This is a genomic window from Rhodococcus sp. GXMU-t2271 (assembly GCF_041414735.1).
Taxonomy (GTDB): domain Bacteria; phylum Actinomycetota; class Actinomycetes; order Mycobacteriales; family Mycobacteriaceae; genus Rhodococcus; species Rhodococcus indonesiensis.
In genome coordinates, this window is sequence record NZ_JAUIZP010000053.1 from 1 (window position 1) to 13,576 (window position 13,576).

General features: G+C 67.8%; 15 protein-coding genes. 1 reads left to right on the plus strand and 14 read right to left on the minus strand.

Annotation, left to right across the window (positions count from 1 at the left end; all coding sequences use genetic code 11):
* Positions 1–241 precede the first annotated feature (241 nt).
* Positions 242–1,504 carry a UDP-N-acetylglucosamine 1-carboxyvinyltransferase gene (murA, locus tag QYS60_RS19465; protein WP_371383977.1) on the minus strand — a complete coding sequence of 421 codons (1,263 nt, stop codon included), beginning with the start codon at positions 1,502–1,504 and terminating at the stop codon, positions 242–244.
* 56 nt (positions 1,505–1,560) lie between these two features.
* On the opposite strand from murA, the gene QYS60_RS19470 reads away from it, so the two are divergent.
* Complete coding sequence (locus QYS60_RS19470; protein ID WP_003935748.1) at positions 1,561–2,133, plus strand: cob(I)yrinic acid a,c-diamide adenosyltransferase; 573 nt, start codon at positions 1,561–1,563, stop codon at positions 2,131–2,133.
* Positions 2,134–2,151: 18 nt separating this feature from the next.
* On the opposite strand, the gene QYS60_RS19475 is transcribed toward QYS60_RS19470, so the two are convergent.
* The 13 genes from QYS60_RS19475 to prmC all read right to left on the minus strand — a co-directional run bounded on the left by QYS60_RS19475 (position 2,152) and on the right by prmC (position 13,376).
* Complete coding sequence (locus QYS60_RS19475; RefSeq protein ID WP_003935749.1) at positions 2,152–2,574, minus strand: DUF2550 domain-containing protein; 423 nt, start codon at positions 2,572–2,574, stop codon at positions 2,152–2,154.
* A 46-nt stretch (positions 2,575–2,620) separates the two neighbouring features.
* Positions 2,621–2,986 (minus strand): F0F1 ATP synthase subunit epsilon, encoded by a 366-nt coding sequence (locus QYS60_RS19480; protein WP_040781827.1) that lies wholly within the window; start codon positions 2,984–2,986, stop codon positions 2,621–2,623.
* A gap of 6 nt (positions 2,987–2,992) precedes the next feature.
* The gene (atpD, locus tag QYS60_RS19485) at positions 2,993–4,444 is read right to left on the minus strand and encodes a F0F1 ATP synthase subunit beta (RefSeq protein ID WP_003935751.1); all 1,452 of its coding nucleotides are present in this window, start codon (positions 4,442–4,444) and stop codon (positions 2,993–2,995) included.
* A gap of 4 nt (positions 4,445–4,448) precedes the next feature.
* Positions 4,449–5,432, minus strand: coding sequence for a F0F1 ATP synthase subunit gamma (locus QYS60_RS19490; protein ID WP_003935752.1), 984 nt, complete (start codon positions 5,430–5,432; stop codon positions 4,449–4,451).
* Positions 5,433–5,480: 48 nt separating this feature from the next.
* Positions 5,481–7,124 carry a F0F1 ATP synthase subunit alpha gene (atpA, locus tag QYS60_RS19495; protein WP_003935753.1) on the minus strand — a complete coding sequence of 548 codons (1,644 nt, stop codon included), beginning with the start codon at positions 7,122–7,124 and terminating at the stop codon, positions 5,481–5,483.
* Between the two features lie 64 nt (positions 7,125–7,188).
* Positions 7,189–8,028 carry a F0F1 ATP synthase subunit delta gene (locus tag QYS60_RS19500; RefSeq protein ID WP_040781830.1) on the minus strand — a complete coding sequence of 280 codons (840 nt, stop codon included), beginning with the start codon at positions 8,026–8,028 and terminating at the stop codon, positions 7,189–7,191.
* A gap of 5 nt (positions 8,029–8,033) precedes the next feature.
* Complete coding sequence (locus tag QYS60_RS19505; protein WP_003935755.1) at positions 8,034–8,594, minus strand: F0F1 ATP synthase subunit B; 561 nt, start codon at positions 8,592–8,594, stop codon at positions 8,034–8,036.
* Between the two features lie 10 nt (positions 8,595–8,604).
* The gene (locus QYS60_RS19510; protein WP_003935756.1) at positions 8,605–8,856 is read right to left on the minus strand and encodes an ATP synthase F0 subunit C; all 252 of its coding nucleotides are present in this window, start codon (positions 8,854–8,856) and stop codon (positions 8,605–8,607) included.
* 89 nt (positions 8,857–8,945) lie between these two features.
* Positions 8,946–9,794: a F0F1 ATP synthase subunit A gene (gene atpB, locus QYS60_RS19515; RefSeq protein WP_172603547.1), complete on the minus strand. Its 849-nt coding sequence runs from the start codon at positions 9,792–9,794 to the stop codon at positions 8,946–8,948.
* Positions 9,795–10,053: 259 nt separating this feature from the next.
* Positions 10,054–10,470: a hypothetical protein gene (locus tag QYS60_RS19520; protein WP_081005225.1), complete on the minus strand. Its 417-nt coding sequence runs from the start codon at positions 10,468–10,470 to the stop codon at positions 10,054–10,056.
* A 62-nt stretch (positions 10,471–10,532) separates the two neighbouring features.
* Positions 10,533–11,738, minus strand: a complete 1,206-nt coding sequence (locus tag QYS60_RS19525) for an MraY family glycosyltransferase (RefSeq protein WP_371383978.1) — start codon at positions 11,736–11,738, stop codon at positions 10,533–10,535.
* Between the two features lie 18 nt (positions 11,739–11,756).
* A complete protein-coding gene (locus QYS60_RS19530; RefSeq protein WP_003935760.1) occupies positions 11,757–12,419 on the minus strand; it encodes an L-threonylcarbamoyladenylate synthase in 663 nt (220 codons plus the stop codon).
* A 36-nt stretch (positions 12,420–12,455) separates the two neighbouring features.
* A complete protein-coding gene (prmC, locus tag QYS60_RS19535) occupies positions 12,456–13,376 on the minus strand; it encodes a peptide chain release factor N(5)-glutamine methyltransferase (RefSeq protein WP_040781832.1) in 921 nt (306 codons plus the stop codon).
* Between the last annotated feature and the right edge of the window lie 200 nt (positions 13,377–13,576).

The window sequence follows — 13,576 nt, forward strand, 5'->3', positions numbered from 1 at the left end:
GGGCCGGGTCGGTGTCCGTGTCGCTCTGACCTGGAATAAGTTACGGGAGGAACAACAGGACGCCAAATCCGCTGGTCAAGACCGTATGTCGGGTTGTTTTCCCAGGTGGAGGGGCGTCGCCGGCCCCGTCGTCGCGTCACCCGTCCCTCGTGATGCGCGGCACACTCGGGACCGAAACAACGTCCGCACAGCCGAGATACCCGAAAATCCCTGCTGCACATGCACTTTCAAGGCAACGGCCTCAGGACTCGGAGTTCACCCGTTCGATGACGCCACCGAGTTCCTCGATGATCTCCACGAACCTCGGGTAGCCGCGATCGATGTGGTACACGTCGTGCACCTCGGTCACGCCGTCGGCACACAGTCCGGCCAGAACCAGTCCGGCGCCGGCCCGGATGTCGGAGGACCACACCGGCGCGCTCGACAGCTCCTCGACTCCGCGGACCACGGCGTGATGTCCGTCGGTACGCGCATCGGCGCCGAGGCGGATCATCTCCTCGACGAACCGGAACCGCGCCTCGAAGACGTTCTCCGTGATCATCGACGTTCCGTCGGCGACTGCCGCGAGACCGATCGCCATGGGCTGGAGGTCGGTGGGGAATCCGGGATACGGCAGGGTCGCGAAGTTGACCGCTCGGGGACGGTCGTGCTGGACGACCCGGAAACCGTCGACTTCGGGCGTCACCTCCGCGCCGGCGGAGCGGAGCTTGTCGAGCACGAGGCTCAGGTGCTTCGGGTTGATGCCCCGCACACGTACGTCACCCCGCGTCATTGCCGCCGCGATCCCCCATGTCGCCGCGACGATGCGATCTCCGATGACACGGTGGGTGGTGGGTTCGAGGCGCGAGACGCCCGTGATCGTCAGTGTCGAGGTGCCGGCGCCGGAGATGCGGGCACCCATCTGAACGAGCATGTTGCACAGGTCCACGATCTCCGGCTCCCGGGCCGCGTTGTCGATCGTGGTCTCGCCGTTCGCCAGGACGGCGGCCATCAGGATGTTCTCGGTGGCCCCGACCGACGGAAACGCCAGCCGGATCGCATTGCCGTGCAGGGCGTCGGCCTCGGCCACCACGCAGCCGTGCTCGATGGTGCTGTGCGCACCCAGCAGTCGGAGCCCCGTCTGGTGCATGTCGAGTGGGCGTGAACCGATCGCATCCCCGCCCGGCAGCGCGACGACGGCCTTGCGGCATCGGGCCACCAACGGTCCGAGGACACACACCGACGCCCGGAACTGCCGGACGGCGGCGAAATCGGCCTGGTACTTCGGCTGTGCGGGTGTCGTGATGCGCGCCTCGTCGCCCTCGAGCTCGACCTCGCACCCGAGCCCGCGCAGGACCTCGGCCATCAGCGGGACGTCGAGGATGTCCGGGCAATTGGTGATGACGCTCGTCCCCTCCGCCAAGAGGGTGGCTGCCATCAGCTTGAGCACGCTGTTCTTGGCGCCCCCGACGACGACCTCACCGACAAGCCGGTTACCACCGGAGACAAGAAAGCGATCACTCACAACGCCACAGCCTATCGACCACACTGCGGGAATACGGGAGCGGTACCGTGACCTGCATGGCTGTCCATCTCACACGGATCTACACCCGCACCGGCGACGACGGTACGACGGGCCTCAGCGACTTCTCCCGGGTATCGAAGAACGACCCGAGACTGATCGCGTACGCGGACTGCGACGAGACGAACGCGGCGCTCGGTGTGGCGCTGGCCTCGGCCGATGTACCGGAGCGGATCGCACCTGTCCTGCGCCAGATCCAGAACGACCTGTTCGACGCCGGAGCAGACCTGTCGACCCCGGTGGTACCCGAGCCGAAGTATCCGCCGCTGCGGATCACCCAGGCGTACATCGATCGGCTCGAACGCTGGTGCGACGAGTTCAACGAGGGTCTGGCGCCGCTCGATTCCTTCATACTTCCCGGCGGCACCGTGTTGGCGGCCCAGCTGCACACGGCGCGGACGGTGGCACGGCGGGCGGAGCGCTCGGCCTGGGCGGCGGTGGCCGCTCATCCGGACGATACGAATGTGCTGCCGGCGAAGTACCTCAACCGGCTGTCGGATCTGCTCTTCATCCTCGGTCGGGTCGCGAACCCGGACGGAGATGTGCTCTGGAAGCCGGGCGCGGGCGCGTGAAGGACGGTCGGCCGGACGTCAGTTCGGCCGACCGCGCACGGAACGGTCCGACGGACGGGATTCGATCCAGGACAGGAAGGCGGTCAGTGCGCCGCTGTCGAGCGCAATCTCGAAACTGCTTGCGCCGTCCTGGACTTCGAGGATCACAATGTCCTCGGTCATGATGTCGTGCTCGCTGCCCTCGGGCGCACGACGGTTGCGTACCTCGACGCCCTGCCGGGCCAGCCGCGAGTCCGGACCCGGACGCAGGCTCGAGAGCTTGTAGAAGACGAGCGAACGCTCGCCGTAACGGATGACGCCGTGCCGCCATCCGGCGCCGGCGCCGTTGGGCAGCCGACGCAGTATCGCTGCGGTGCCCCCGCTCCGCAGGGTGAGGAGCCGATACAGAAAAGCCGCGACGGCAACCGCGAGCAGTATCACCAGAACGATGAGAACGATCATTCCAACTGACACTGCTCGTCGGCTCCGTCGCGGCTTGTCGTATCCGTCAGGCCCGCTCGACGGCCCGGAGTCGGCCCCGGGCCGCCGCGATCTCGGCCTCGTCCTGGCTGTCGCTCAGGACGGCGCGCGCGGACTCGACGTCGATGTTCTCCGTCAGCTCCGCAGCCTCCGCGAGGATCGTCACCGTCGTGGCGGTCACCGAGAGGAAACCGCCGTGCACGGCCGCGACGACCCGCTCGCCGTCGGCGGTGGTGATGGAGACGACACCGCCTTCCACGAGCTGGCCGAGGACCGGCTCGTGGCCCGGCATGACACCGATCTCGCCCTCGGTCGTCTGAGCGCTGACCAGCCGGGCGGTGCCCGACCAGAGGCGCTCCTCGACGGCAACGAGGTCCACGGTCATTTCAGCCATCGCGGACTACTTCCCGGCGATCTTCTTGGCAGCGGCCTCGACGTCGTCGAGTCCACCGCAGCTGTTGAACGCCTGCTCGGGCAGGTGGTCGAACTCACCCTTGGTGACGCGGTCGAACGCCTCGATGGTGTCGCGCAGCGGCACCACGGAGCCGGGCTCGCCGGTGAACTTCTCGGCGACGATGAAGTTCTGGCCGAGGAACTTCTGCAGGCGACGGGCGCGGCCGACGAGGACCTTGTCCTCCTCGGAGAGCTCGTCCATACCGAGGATGGCGATGATGTCCTGCAGTTCCTTGTACTTCTGCAGGATCCGCTTGACCTCGTTGGCGACCCGGAAGTGCTCGGCACCGACGATGCCGGGCTCGAGGATGCGCGAGGTCGACGTCAGCGGGTCCACAGCGGGGTAGATACCCATCTGCGAGATCGGACGCGAGAGCTCGGTGGTCGCATCGAGGTGCGCGAACGTCGTGGCCGGCGCCGGGTCGGTGTAGTCGTCGGCGGGCACGTAGATCGCCTGCAGCGAGGTGATCGAACGTCCACGGGTCGAGGTGATGCGCTCCTGGAGCTCACCCATCTCGTCCGCGAGGGTCGGCTGGTAACCCACGGCCGACGGCATGCGGCCGAGCAGGGTCGAGACCTCGGAGCCGGCCTGCGTGAAGCGGAAGATGTTGTCGATGAACAGCAGCACGTCCTGGCCCTGGACATCGCGGAAGTACTCCGCCATGGTCAGCGCGGACAGGGCGACGCGCATACGCGTTCCCGGCGGCTCGTCCATCTGGCCGAAGACGAGGGCGGTGTCCTGGAGGACGCCCATCTCCTCCATCTCGAGGTGGAGGTCGGTGCCCTCACGGGTGCGCTCGCCGACGCCGGCGAACACCGACGTGCCGGAGAACTCACGCGCGATACGGGTGATCATCTCCTGGATCAGAACGGTCTTGCCGACACCGGCACCACCGAACAGACCGATCTTGCCGCCCTTGACGTACGGGGTCAGCAGGTCGATGACCTTGATGCCGGTCTCGAGGATCTCGGTCTTGCCCTCGAGCTGGTCGAAGGCCGGCGGCTTGCGGTGGATGCCCCACTGCTCACCGTCGCGGCCCGTGCCCGGGGCGTCCAGGCAGTCACCGAGGGCGTTGAACACGTGGCCCTTGACGACGTCGCCGACCGGCACCGAGATCGGGCGGCCCGTGTCGACGACCGAGGTGCCACGCACCAGGCCGTCGGTGGGCTGCATGGAGATCGTGCGCACCAGGTTGTCACCCAGGTGCTGCGCGACCTCGAAGGTCAGGGTCTTCGCCACGGACGGCAGAGTGACCTCTGCGTGCAGGGCGTTGAACAGATCGGGAACGGCACCACGCGGGAACTCGACGTCCACGACGGGCCCGATGACCCGAACGACGCGGCCGGCAGTGGCCGAGGCCGCCCCCGCCCCGTAGTTATCGGTTGCTGCTGCGGTCATGTGCTTAGTCACTTCCTGCACTCGAGGCGAGCGCGTTGGCACCGCCGACGATCTCGCTGATTTCCTGGGTGATCTGGGCCTGGCGGGCCTGGTTGGCCTGGCGGCTGAGGGTGTTCACCAGTTCCGTGGCGTTGTCGGTGGCCGCCTTCATGGCGGTACGCCGAGCGGCCGACTCCGACGCCGCGGCATCGAGCAGCGACGCGAAGATCCGGGTGCTGATGTACTTCGGCAGCAGGGCCGCGAGCAGCGTCGAGGCCTCCGGCTCGAAGTTGTAGCCGGGCCGCGGACCGCCGTTGCTGCCGACGTGCCGGCCGTCGGTGAGCATGTCCTCGCCGAGGTCGATCTCGTCCTCGGTGACGGTCACCTCGAGCGGCGCCATGCGGCGCACCTCGGGGGACTGGGTCAGCATCGAGACGAAGCGGGTGTAGACGATGTGCAGTTCGTCGACGCCCTCGATCGTGCCCTCACCGTTCGGTGCGGGAACCTCGTTGCCGGAGCCGGCCATGAACAGTTCCACCAGGTGACGGCTCGCCTTGGCCGCATCGGTGTAGCGCGGCTCCTGCGAGAACCCGGTCCACGCCCCCGCGACCTGCCGGCCGCGGAAGGTGTAGTAGCTCAGGCCCTTGGCACCGAGCACGTAGAGCACCGGTTCCTTGCCCTCGCTGACCAGCAGCTGACGCAGCTCCTCGGCCTCCTTGAGGACGTTGGCGTTGTAGCCACCGGCCATGCCGCGGTCGCTGGTGACGACCAGGACCGCAGCACGCCTCGGGTTGGGCCGCTCGTTGAGCAGGGGGTGATCCAGCGACGCGGACGCACTCGCCAGCTCGGAGAGCACCTTGGTGATCTCCTCGGCGTACGGCTTGGACGCTGCCACTCGGGCCTGAGCCTTCGTGATCCGCGACGTCGCGATCAGCTCCTGCGCCTTGGTGATCTTCTTGGTCGAGTTGACCGACTTGATCCGCGAACGGAGCTCGCGCAGGCTTGCCATTCGTCGATCACACTCCCTTCACAGGACGCTGGGTCATGGTCTCCACGCTCACTTGCGAACAGTGGTGCGCTTGACGGAAACCTGCTCCTGCTCGACCTCGTCGGCGCCCAGGGCCTCGGCCTCGGCCTCGTTCACGACGCGGGTTCCGTCGGAGGCGATGAAGCCCTCCTTGAACTTGTTGGTCGCGGCGAGCAGCGCGGAGGCGGAGTCGTCGGTCAGCGCCTTGCCGCCGGCGATCTGCTCGTAGACACCCGACGCGCTGTGGTGCAGGTCCTCGAGCAGCTCGGTCTCGAAGCGGCGCACGTCACCGACGGGCACCGAGTCGTAGACACCCTGGCCGGCGAGGTAGATCGACACGATCTGGTCCTCGACGGCGACCGGGGCGTACTGGTCCTGCTTGAGGAGCTCGACCAGACGCTGACCGCGCTCGAGCTGCGCCTTCGAGGCCGCGTCGAGGTCGGAGGCGAAGGCGGCGAACGCTTCGAGCTCGCGGAACTGCGCAAGCTCCAGGCGCAGCGAACCGGAGACCTTCTTCATGCCCTTGGTCTGCGCGGCGCCACCGACTCGGGAAACCGAGATACCGACGTTGATGGCAGGACGGATGCCCTTGTTGAACAGGTCGGACTCGAGGAAGACCTGGCCGTCGGTGATGGAGATGACGTTGGTCGGAATGTAGGCCGAGACGTCGTTGGCCTTGGTCTCGATGATCGGCAGGGCGGTCAGCGAACCGCCGCCGAGCTCGTCGGACAGCTTGGCCGAGCGCTCCAGCAGACGCGAGTGCAGGTAGAACACGTCGCCCGGGTAGGCCTCACGTCCCGGCGGGCGGCGCAGCAGCAGGGAGATCGCGCGGTACGCCTCGGCCTGCTTGGTGAGGTCGTCGAACACGATGAGCACGTGCTTGCCCTGGTACATCCAGTGCTGGCCGATGGCCGAACCGGTGTAGGGGGCGAGCCACTTGAAGCCGGCGGAGTCGGACGCGGGGGCCGCGACGATGGTGGTGTACTCCATCGCGCCGTGCTCCTCGAGGGCAGCCTTGACGCCCGCGATGGTGGAGCCCTTCTGGCCGATCGCGACGTAGATGCAGCGGACCTGCTGCTTCGGGTCGCCGGTGGCCCAGTTGGCCTTCTGGTTCAGGATCGCGTCGACGCAGACGGCGGTCTTGCCCGTCTTGCGGTCACCGATGACCAGCTGGCGCTGGCCGCGGCCGATCGGGGTCATCGCGTCGATGGCCTTGATGCCGGTCTGCAGCGGCTCCTCGACCGGCTGACGCTGCAGCACGGTCGCGGCCTGCAGCTCCAGGGCCCGGTTCTCGGTCGCCTCGATGTCGCCGAGGCCGTCGATCGGCTGACCCAGGGGGTTCACGACGCGGCCGAGGTAGCCGTCGCCGACCGGCACCGACAGAACGTCGCCGGTCCGCTTGACTTCCTGGCCCTCTTCGAGGTCCTGGTAGTCGCCGAGGATGACGGCACCGATCTCGGTGGCGTCGAGGTTCAGGGCCACGCCCAGCACACCGCCGGGGAACTCCAGCAGCTCGTTGGCCATCGCCGACGGCAGACCGCTGATGTGCGCGATGCCGTCACTGGTGTCGGCGACCACGCCGACCTCCTCGCGGGAGGCCTCCGGGGAGTAGCTCGCGGTGTAGTTGTCGATCGCGCTACGGATCTCGTCGGAGGAGATCGTCAGCTCCGCCATGTTCTTCCTGCTCTCGGTATCTGGTCTTCGAAAAGATCGCAATGTGTGTGTGTTCGGTAGTGGACTACGTGAGGCTCTTGCGCACTGCGGCGAGTCGACCCGCGGCGGTGCCGTCGATGACCTCGTCGCCCACCCGGACGACCAATCCACTGAGAAGCTCGGGAACCACCTCGACGTGCACCGTGACCGGCTTGCCGTACGTTCTGGTCAGGATACCGGTGAGCCGTTCGGTCTGCGCCGCGCTGAGGGGTGCCGCACTGCGCACGTGGGCGACGGCGCGGTCCCGCTGGGTGGCGGCGAGGTTCGACAGTTCGTCGAACGCATCGGCCGGGGCCTTGTCCTTCAGCCGTCCGACGGCCTGCACGGCCAGGGCCTCGGTGATCGCGGTGGACTTGCCGTAGAGCAGCCGCGAGAGGAACTCGCGCTTGGCCGCCAGCGGCTTGGTGCGATCGGAGAGGGCCTGTTCGAGTTCGGCGTTGCCGGCCACGATGCGACCGAGCCGGAACAGCTCGTCCTCGACGGTGTCGAGCTGATTCTGGTCGGCCGCTGCCGTCAGGAGGGCTTCGCGACCCAGCTGAACGAGGGAGTTGGTCAGGTCGGACTGGGTCGACCAGTCCTGCCCTGCCGCCTCCTTCAGGGTCGCGAGGGTGACGGGCGAGACCTTGCTCCCGAAGACCCGCTCGGCCAGCGCCTGCCGGCCGGCTGCCGGGGCCGAGGCGTCGGCCAGCGCACTCCGCAGGGTGCGCTGATCGTCGAGCACCTCGACCACCGAGAACAGCTCGGAGCCGGCCTGCGCCGCAGCTGCAGTTGCGGCACCCGCGGCAGCGGATGCGGTGCTCGACGCCAACGCGCCCTGCAGCGCGGAACGCGTCTGAGCGAGTGCCTCACGGCTTGCTGCGTACATGGTGCTCACTTTCGGGATGCAGAGTCAGCGCTGAGGGAGTCGAGCTCGCTGAGGAAGCGGTCGATCGAGCCGGCACGCCTGACGTCGTCGGAGAGGGACTCCCCGATGACCTTCTCGGCCAGATCCACGGCGGTGCGGCCGAGGTCACCGCGCAGCTCGGTCACGATCTGCTGGCGCTGGGCCTGCAGCTGGTTGTGACCGGCAGCGACGATGCGGTCGCTCTCCTCCTGGGCCTGGGCCTTCATGTCCGCGATGATCTGCTGGCCCTGGGCGCGGGCCTCCTCACGGATCTGCGCCGCCTCGGTGCGGGCCTCGGCGAGCTGCGCGCGGTACTGCTCGAGCGCGGCCTTTGCCTCGGCCTGAGCTTCCTCGGCCTTCTTGATGCCGCCTTCGATCAGCTCCGAACGCTCGTCGAGCACCTTCTGGAACAGCGGAAGCACGTACTTCCAGAAGACGAGCCCGACGATGATCAGGGCGACCAGCGACCAGACGATGTCGTACGTCGCAGGGAGCAGAGGATTCTGGTCCTCCGCCTCCGCCGCGAGCAACAGGATGCTGTCAGCCATGGTCGTCAGATCAGAAGATGAAGCCGGCGACGATACCGATCAGCGCCAGGGCCTCGGTGAACGCGATACCGAGGAACATGGTGGTGCGCAGCTGGCCGGCCATCTCGGGCTGGCGGGCCATGCCCTCGATCGCCTTGCCGACGACGATGCCGATGCCGATGCCGGGGCCGATGGCCGCGAGGCCGTAGCCGACCGCACCGAGACCGCTGATGGTGCTCTCCGTCTGGGCGAGGACGTCAACTGCCTGAAGCGCAACGCTCATTGGTGTTCCATTCCCTTTCTTGTGGCTCGGCCCCGGGGATCGGCAACCGAGTCAGTCTGTGTGTTGTGTGGGTAGTGCCGGTCGGCGTGCTAGTGCTCTTCGGCGTGCAGCGCCAGGTCGATGTACACCGCAGTCAACAGCGCGAAGATGTACGCCTGCAGGACGATCACCAGCAGCTCGAAGAAGGTGAACGCGATGCCACCGATCAGCGAGCCGATACCGAAGATCTTCATCGCGCCGTCGGCGCTGAAGAAGAAGAACTGGGTTGCGCTGAAGAACAGCACCAGCATGATGTGGCCGGCCAGCATGTTCGCCATGAGACGGATGGTGAGCGTGAACGGGCGCAGCAGGAACGTCGAGATGAACTCGATCGGGATGACCAGCACGTGCAGCGCGGGCGGCAGGTTCGGCACGACGATGCTGCTCTTGACGTAGCGGAAGAACCCGTACTTCTTGATGCCCACGTAGTTGAAGACGACGTAGGCGAGGGCCGCCAGCACGATCGGCATTCCGATACGCGCGTTCGACGAGATGTTCAGGAACGGGATGACCGACGTCAGGTTGAGTCCGACCACGAGGAAGAAGATGGTCACGAGAACCGGAAGGAATCGGCGGCCCTGCTGCTTGCCGAGGATGTCCTCGGCGATGTTGATCCGCACGAAGTCGATCATGATCTCGGCGACGTTCTGCACACCGCGGGGCACGATCTTCGGGCTGCGCATCGCGAGCGCGAAGAACAGCGCCACGAGCACGGCCACGACGACGCGGATGAGCATCAGGCGGTCCATTTCGAAGGGGGTGCCTTCGAACAGAACTGCTGGGGGGAAGAAATCGGCTAGTGACGGCGCGTGGAATTCTCCGGCAGCCAAGGTGGTGACGCTCAGCGCTCTCTCCCGTAGTCGGCCGCAGGCATTGCCGTCTGCGGTTCGATCGGACATTGACGATCCAACAAGTCGACCAGGTCGGCTCGCGTATTCGCCAGCTGCTGTCGGCTCCCGATCGGGGCCAGCGTCTGTCGGTGTCGGCGACTCTCGTCGACTCGGCGGCCATTCGAACACGACCGCCTGCGAGGACACAACCGCACTCGACTCCTCGGGAATCGCAGGCAGTCGCACTCGCTTGGGACGACCTTATCAACACTTCTACGACGTTGTGTAGGCGGGTGCCCGTACCGCGAGGTCATTGACAACGACGGTACTACCGTTCGTCGTTGTTCCCCTGCTCAGCGCTACCGGCAGGCTCCACGTAGAGTGCGCGCTGCGACAAGACTCCGTAGGTCTCGGCGCCCAGGACGACGAGCAGCGCGAAGACGATCGTGAGGACGAGCGCGCCCTTGTCGTAGAAGTCGAGCGGCCTGAGCAGCATCATCACCACGATCGCAAGGATCAGTTTGAGCAGCCAGGTGCCCAGCAGCACCGCACCCGCCGTCGTCGCCGGAAGGCGGGCGGTGAGCAGCACGCCGAGCGCGGTGAAGAGGATGAAGCCGCCGCCCACGGCAGCGCCGATCAGCGCACCCCACACGCCCGGCAGGCCGGCGACGAGGCCACCGATGACGGTGGCGACGACGGTCAGCACGATCAGCCCGAGCACGCCGTACCGGACGGCGGCGCGCATCGGCGCGGAGGAGTCGGGCAGGGCGGGCACAGGCTGATCCGGGGAGGTCACGGGAGTCAAGCCTAACGGACCCGTCCGCGGCGCCGCCGCCGCCGGGGACGGTCGGCGTCGTCGTGACGCAGCGACGGCACCGCCGTGACGACCAGCGCGAACACCAGTCCGCCCGCCACGAGCAGTACGACGGCCCGGCGGTCGAGCAGCGAGGAACCGACGGCGCCGAAGGCGAGCACCCCGACCCACAGGTAGATCAGCAGCACCACCCGGCGATGCGAGTGCCCGATCTGCAGCAGCCGATGGTGCAGGTGCATCTTGTCGGGACTGAACGGACTGACCCCGGCCCGGGTGCGCCGGACGATCGCCAGCAGCAGGTCGAGGATGGGGATGAACATGACCGCACCCACGAGGATCAGCGGGGAGAGCAGACCGAGCAGGTCGCGGGTGCCGTAGGCGGCCAAGGGGATGCGCCCCGACGCGCTCGTCGAGATCGCCGCCAGCATCAGGCCGATCAGCATCGACCCGGAGTCGCCCATGAAGATCCGGGCCGGCTGGAAGTTGTGCGGCAAAAAGCCCAGGCAGGCCCCTGCGAGGGCCGCGGCGATCAGGGCGGGCGGATACGCACCGACGTCCCCGCCCTGATCGTGCAGCAGTCCGACGGAGAACACACAGATCGCGACGGCCGCGATCAGCCCGAGACCGGCCGCGAGCCCGTCGAGGCCGTCGACGAAGTTCATCGCGTTGATCATCACCACCGCGACCAGGACGGTGAACAGTCCCGCCTGCAACTGGTCGAGGATGAGGGTGCTGCCACCGAAGGGCTCGTAGATGACGATCCAGCTCACGCCCATGACGACGAGCACGCCCGCCGCCGTGACCTGCCCGACGAACTTGGTCAGCGCGTCGAGTCCCCAACGGTCGTCGATGATCCCGACGATCACGATGATGGTGCCCGACACCAGCGCCGCCCCCATGTCGGGGGTGTACTCGAAACCTCGGGTCAGAGCGGGCAGTTGCTGGGCGAACAGCAGGCCCGCCACCAGGCCGATGTACATTCCGACGCCGCCCAGGCGCGGTGTCGGCTGCACGTGCACGTCCCGGTCCCGGGGTACCGCGACGGCGCCGAACCGGATCGCGGCGATCCGCACGGCCCCCGTCGAGAGGAAGGTGACGACCGCGGCGGTGAGGAGCACGAGCAGCAGCTCACGGATGGGCACGCCGGCGCCGCGGCCCGATTGGGCCAGTACCAGGGATGCCGTGTCGGCGACAGTCACTTCGTCCGGTCCCCGCCGTCACTCCCCGCCGGTACGCAGCTGCGCCGGGTCCTCGCCCAGCACCTCCGCGATGTCCTCGACCGCCACGGCCCCCTCGCGCAGCACGCGCGGACGATCGGCGGTCAGGTCGACGATGGTGGAGGCGACGGCGTGTTCGGCCGGGCCGCCGTCGAGGTACACGCTGGCCGATCCGCCGAGCTGGGCGCGCGCCTCGTCCACCGTGGTGGCCGGCGGCCGGCCGGAGACATTCGCGCTCGACACCGCCAGGGGGCCCACCTCGCGCAGCAACTCGAGCACCACGGGGTGCAGCGGCATGCGCAGCATCACGGTGCCACGGGTATCCCCCAGGTCCCACGCGAGCGAGGGTGCTTGGTGCACAACAAGACTCAGGCCACCGGGCCAGAATGCGCGGATCAGTTCCCGCGCCTGCGGACGGACGGTGTTCACCAGGCCGTCGATCGTGTTCCACGACCCGACGAGCACCGGCACCGGCATGTCCCGGCCCCGGCCCTTGGCACGCAGCAGGCTGGTCACCGCATCGCTGTCGAAGGCGTCCGCCGCGAGTCCGTACACCGTGTCGGTGGGGACGACGACGAGCCTGCCTGCCTTCAGCGCGCCCTTGGCGGCCGTCAGGCCGGCGGCCCGGGAATCGGGGCTGTTGCAGTCGTAGACGGTGCTCACGGGTTCATCCTTCCACTGCGGTGAACGAGTCCGGCGTCACACACCGGCCTCACCCTGGGCTCGGGCACGTCGGGCCTCCACGTCGGTCGGCACCCGGCGGGCGACGACGAACCGGGGCCGGCCCGCCAGATCCGGGTGCTCGGTCACCTCACCGAACACGCGGCGCTGCGCGAACAGCTCCGCGACCAAGGGCCCGTTGGTGTCGTCGTGCTCGATGCCGACCGCACCGCCGATGCGCAGCCATCGGGCGATGTTCGCGACCATCGGCTTGATCACCGACATCCCGTCCGGTCCGCCGAACAGCGCGGTGTGCGGATCGTGCTCGATCACCTCGGGCGGAAGGTCGGTTCCCTCGGGGATGTAGGGCGGGTTCGACACCACGACGTCGACCCGGCCCTCGAGGGCGGTGAGCAGGTTGCGGTCCGTCACGTCTCCCTGATGCAGGAGGATCGGTGTGTCTCCGGCGGCCGCGCACCGCTCCGCGTTCCGCCGTGCCCAGGCGAGGGCGTGGGGTTCGAGTTCCACCGCGTGCACGATCGCGTCGGGCCGGGCATGCGCGATCGCCAGCGCGAGGGCACCCGAGCCGGTGCACAGGTCGAGCACGACCGGCGGATGTTCCTGGAGACCCTCGAGGTGCGCCAGCGCCCAGGCCAGCAGCAGTTCGGTTTCGGGCCGCGGGACGAAGACGCCGGGACCCACCTCGATGTCGATCTCCCCCATCCCCGTGCTGCCGGTGATGTACTGCAACGGGATCCGCTTGGCGCGCTGCGCGATCATCGCCCGGTACGCATCGATCATGGCCGGGTCGACGAGCGGCACGAGACCGAGACGGGTGCGCTCGATGCCGAGCAGGTGCGCGGCGAGCAGTTCGGCGTCCACACGCGGACTGGGGACGCCGGCTTCCTCGAGCACCGACACCGCTTCGAGGATCGCCAGGCGCAGGGGTTGACGAGTCACGGCGTACAGACTGCCATGCCGGTCACGCCACGGAAACGGACAGGTCACGCATCGGCTCGGTCTGCGGCATGATCGAGAAGGTCCGATTCGGGCCAGGACTACGGAACTCAGGACTACGGAACTCAGGACTACGGAACTCAGGACTACGGAACTCAGGACTACGGAACTCAGGACTACGGAACCACGGAGAGGATCTTCCA

Coding starts and splice junctions, on each gene's coding strand:
- QYS60_RS19475 (WP_003935749.1), bottom strand. CDS start 2,574: ATGATCGTTCTCATCGTTCTGGTGATACTGCTCGCGGTTGCCGTCGCG.
- atpD (WP_003935751.1), bottom strand. CDS start 4,444: ATGACCGCAGCAGCAACCGATAACTACGGGGCGGGGGCGGCCTCGGCC.
- QYS60_RS19505 (WP_003935755.1), bottom strand. CDS start 8,594: ATGGCTGACAGCATCCTGTTGCTCGCGGCGGAGGCGGAGGACCAGAAT.
- QYS60_RS19520 (WP_081005225.1), bottom strand. CDS start 10,470: ATGCGCGCCGCCGTCCGGTACGGCGTGCTCGGGCTGATCGTGCTGACC.
- QYS60_RS19480 (WP_040781827.1), bottom strand. CDS start 2,986: ATGGCTGAAATGACCGTGGACCTCGTTGCCGTCGAGGAGCGCCTCTGG.
- atpA (WP_003935753.1), bottom strand. CDS start 7,124: ATGGCGGAGCTGACGATCTCCTCCGACGAGATCCGTAGCGCGATCGAC.
- QYS60_RS19470 (WP_003935748.1), top strand. CDS start 1,561: ATGGCTGTCCATCTCACACGGATCTACACCCGCACCGGCGACGACGGT.
- atpB (WP_172603547.1), bottom strand. CDS start 9,794: ATGTCCGATCGAACCGCAGACGGCAATGCCTGCGGCCGACTACGGGAG.
- QYS60_RS19510 (WP_003935756.1), bottom strand. CDS start 8,856: ATGAGCGTTGCGCTTCAGGCAGTTGACGTCCTCGCCCAGACGGAGAGC.
- QYS60_RS19490 (WP_003935752.1), bottom strand. CDS start 5,432: ATGGCAAGCCTGCGCGAGCTCCGTTCGCGGATCAAGTCGGTCAACTCG.
- QYS60_RS19500 (WP_040781830.1), bottom strand. CDS start 8,028: ATGTACGCAGCAAGCCGTGAGGCACTCGCTCAGACGCGTTCCGCGCTG.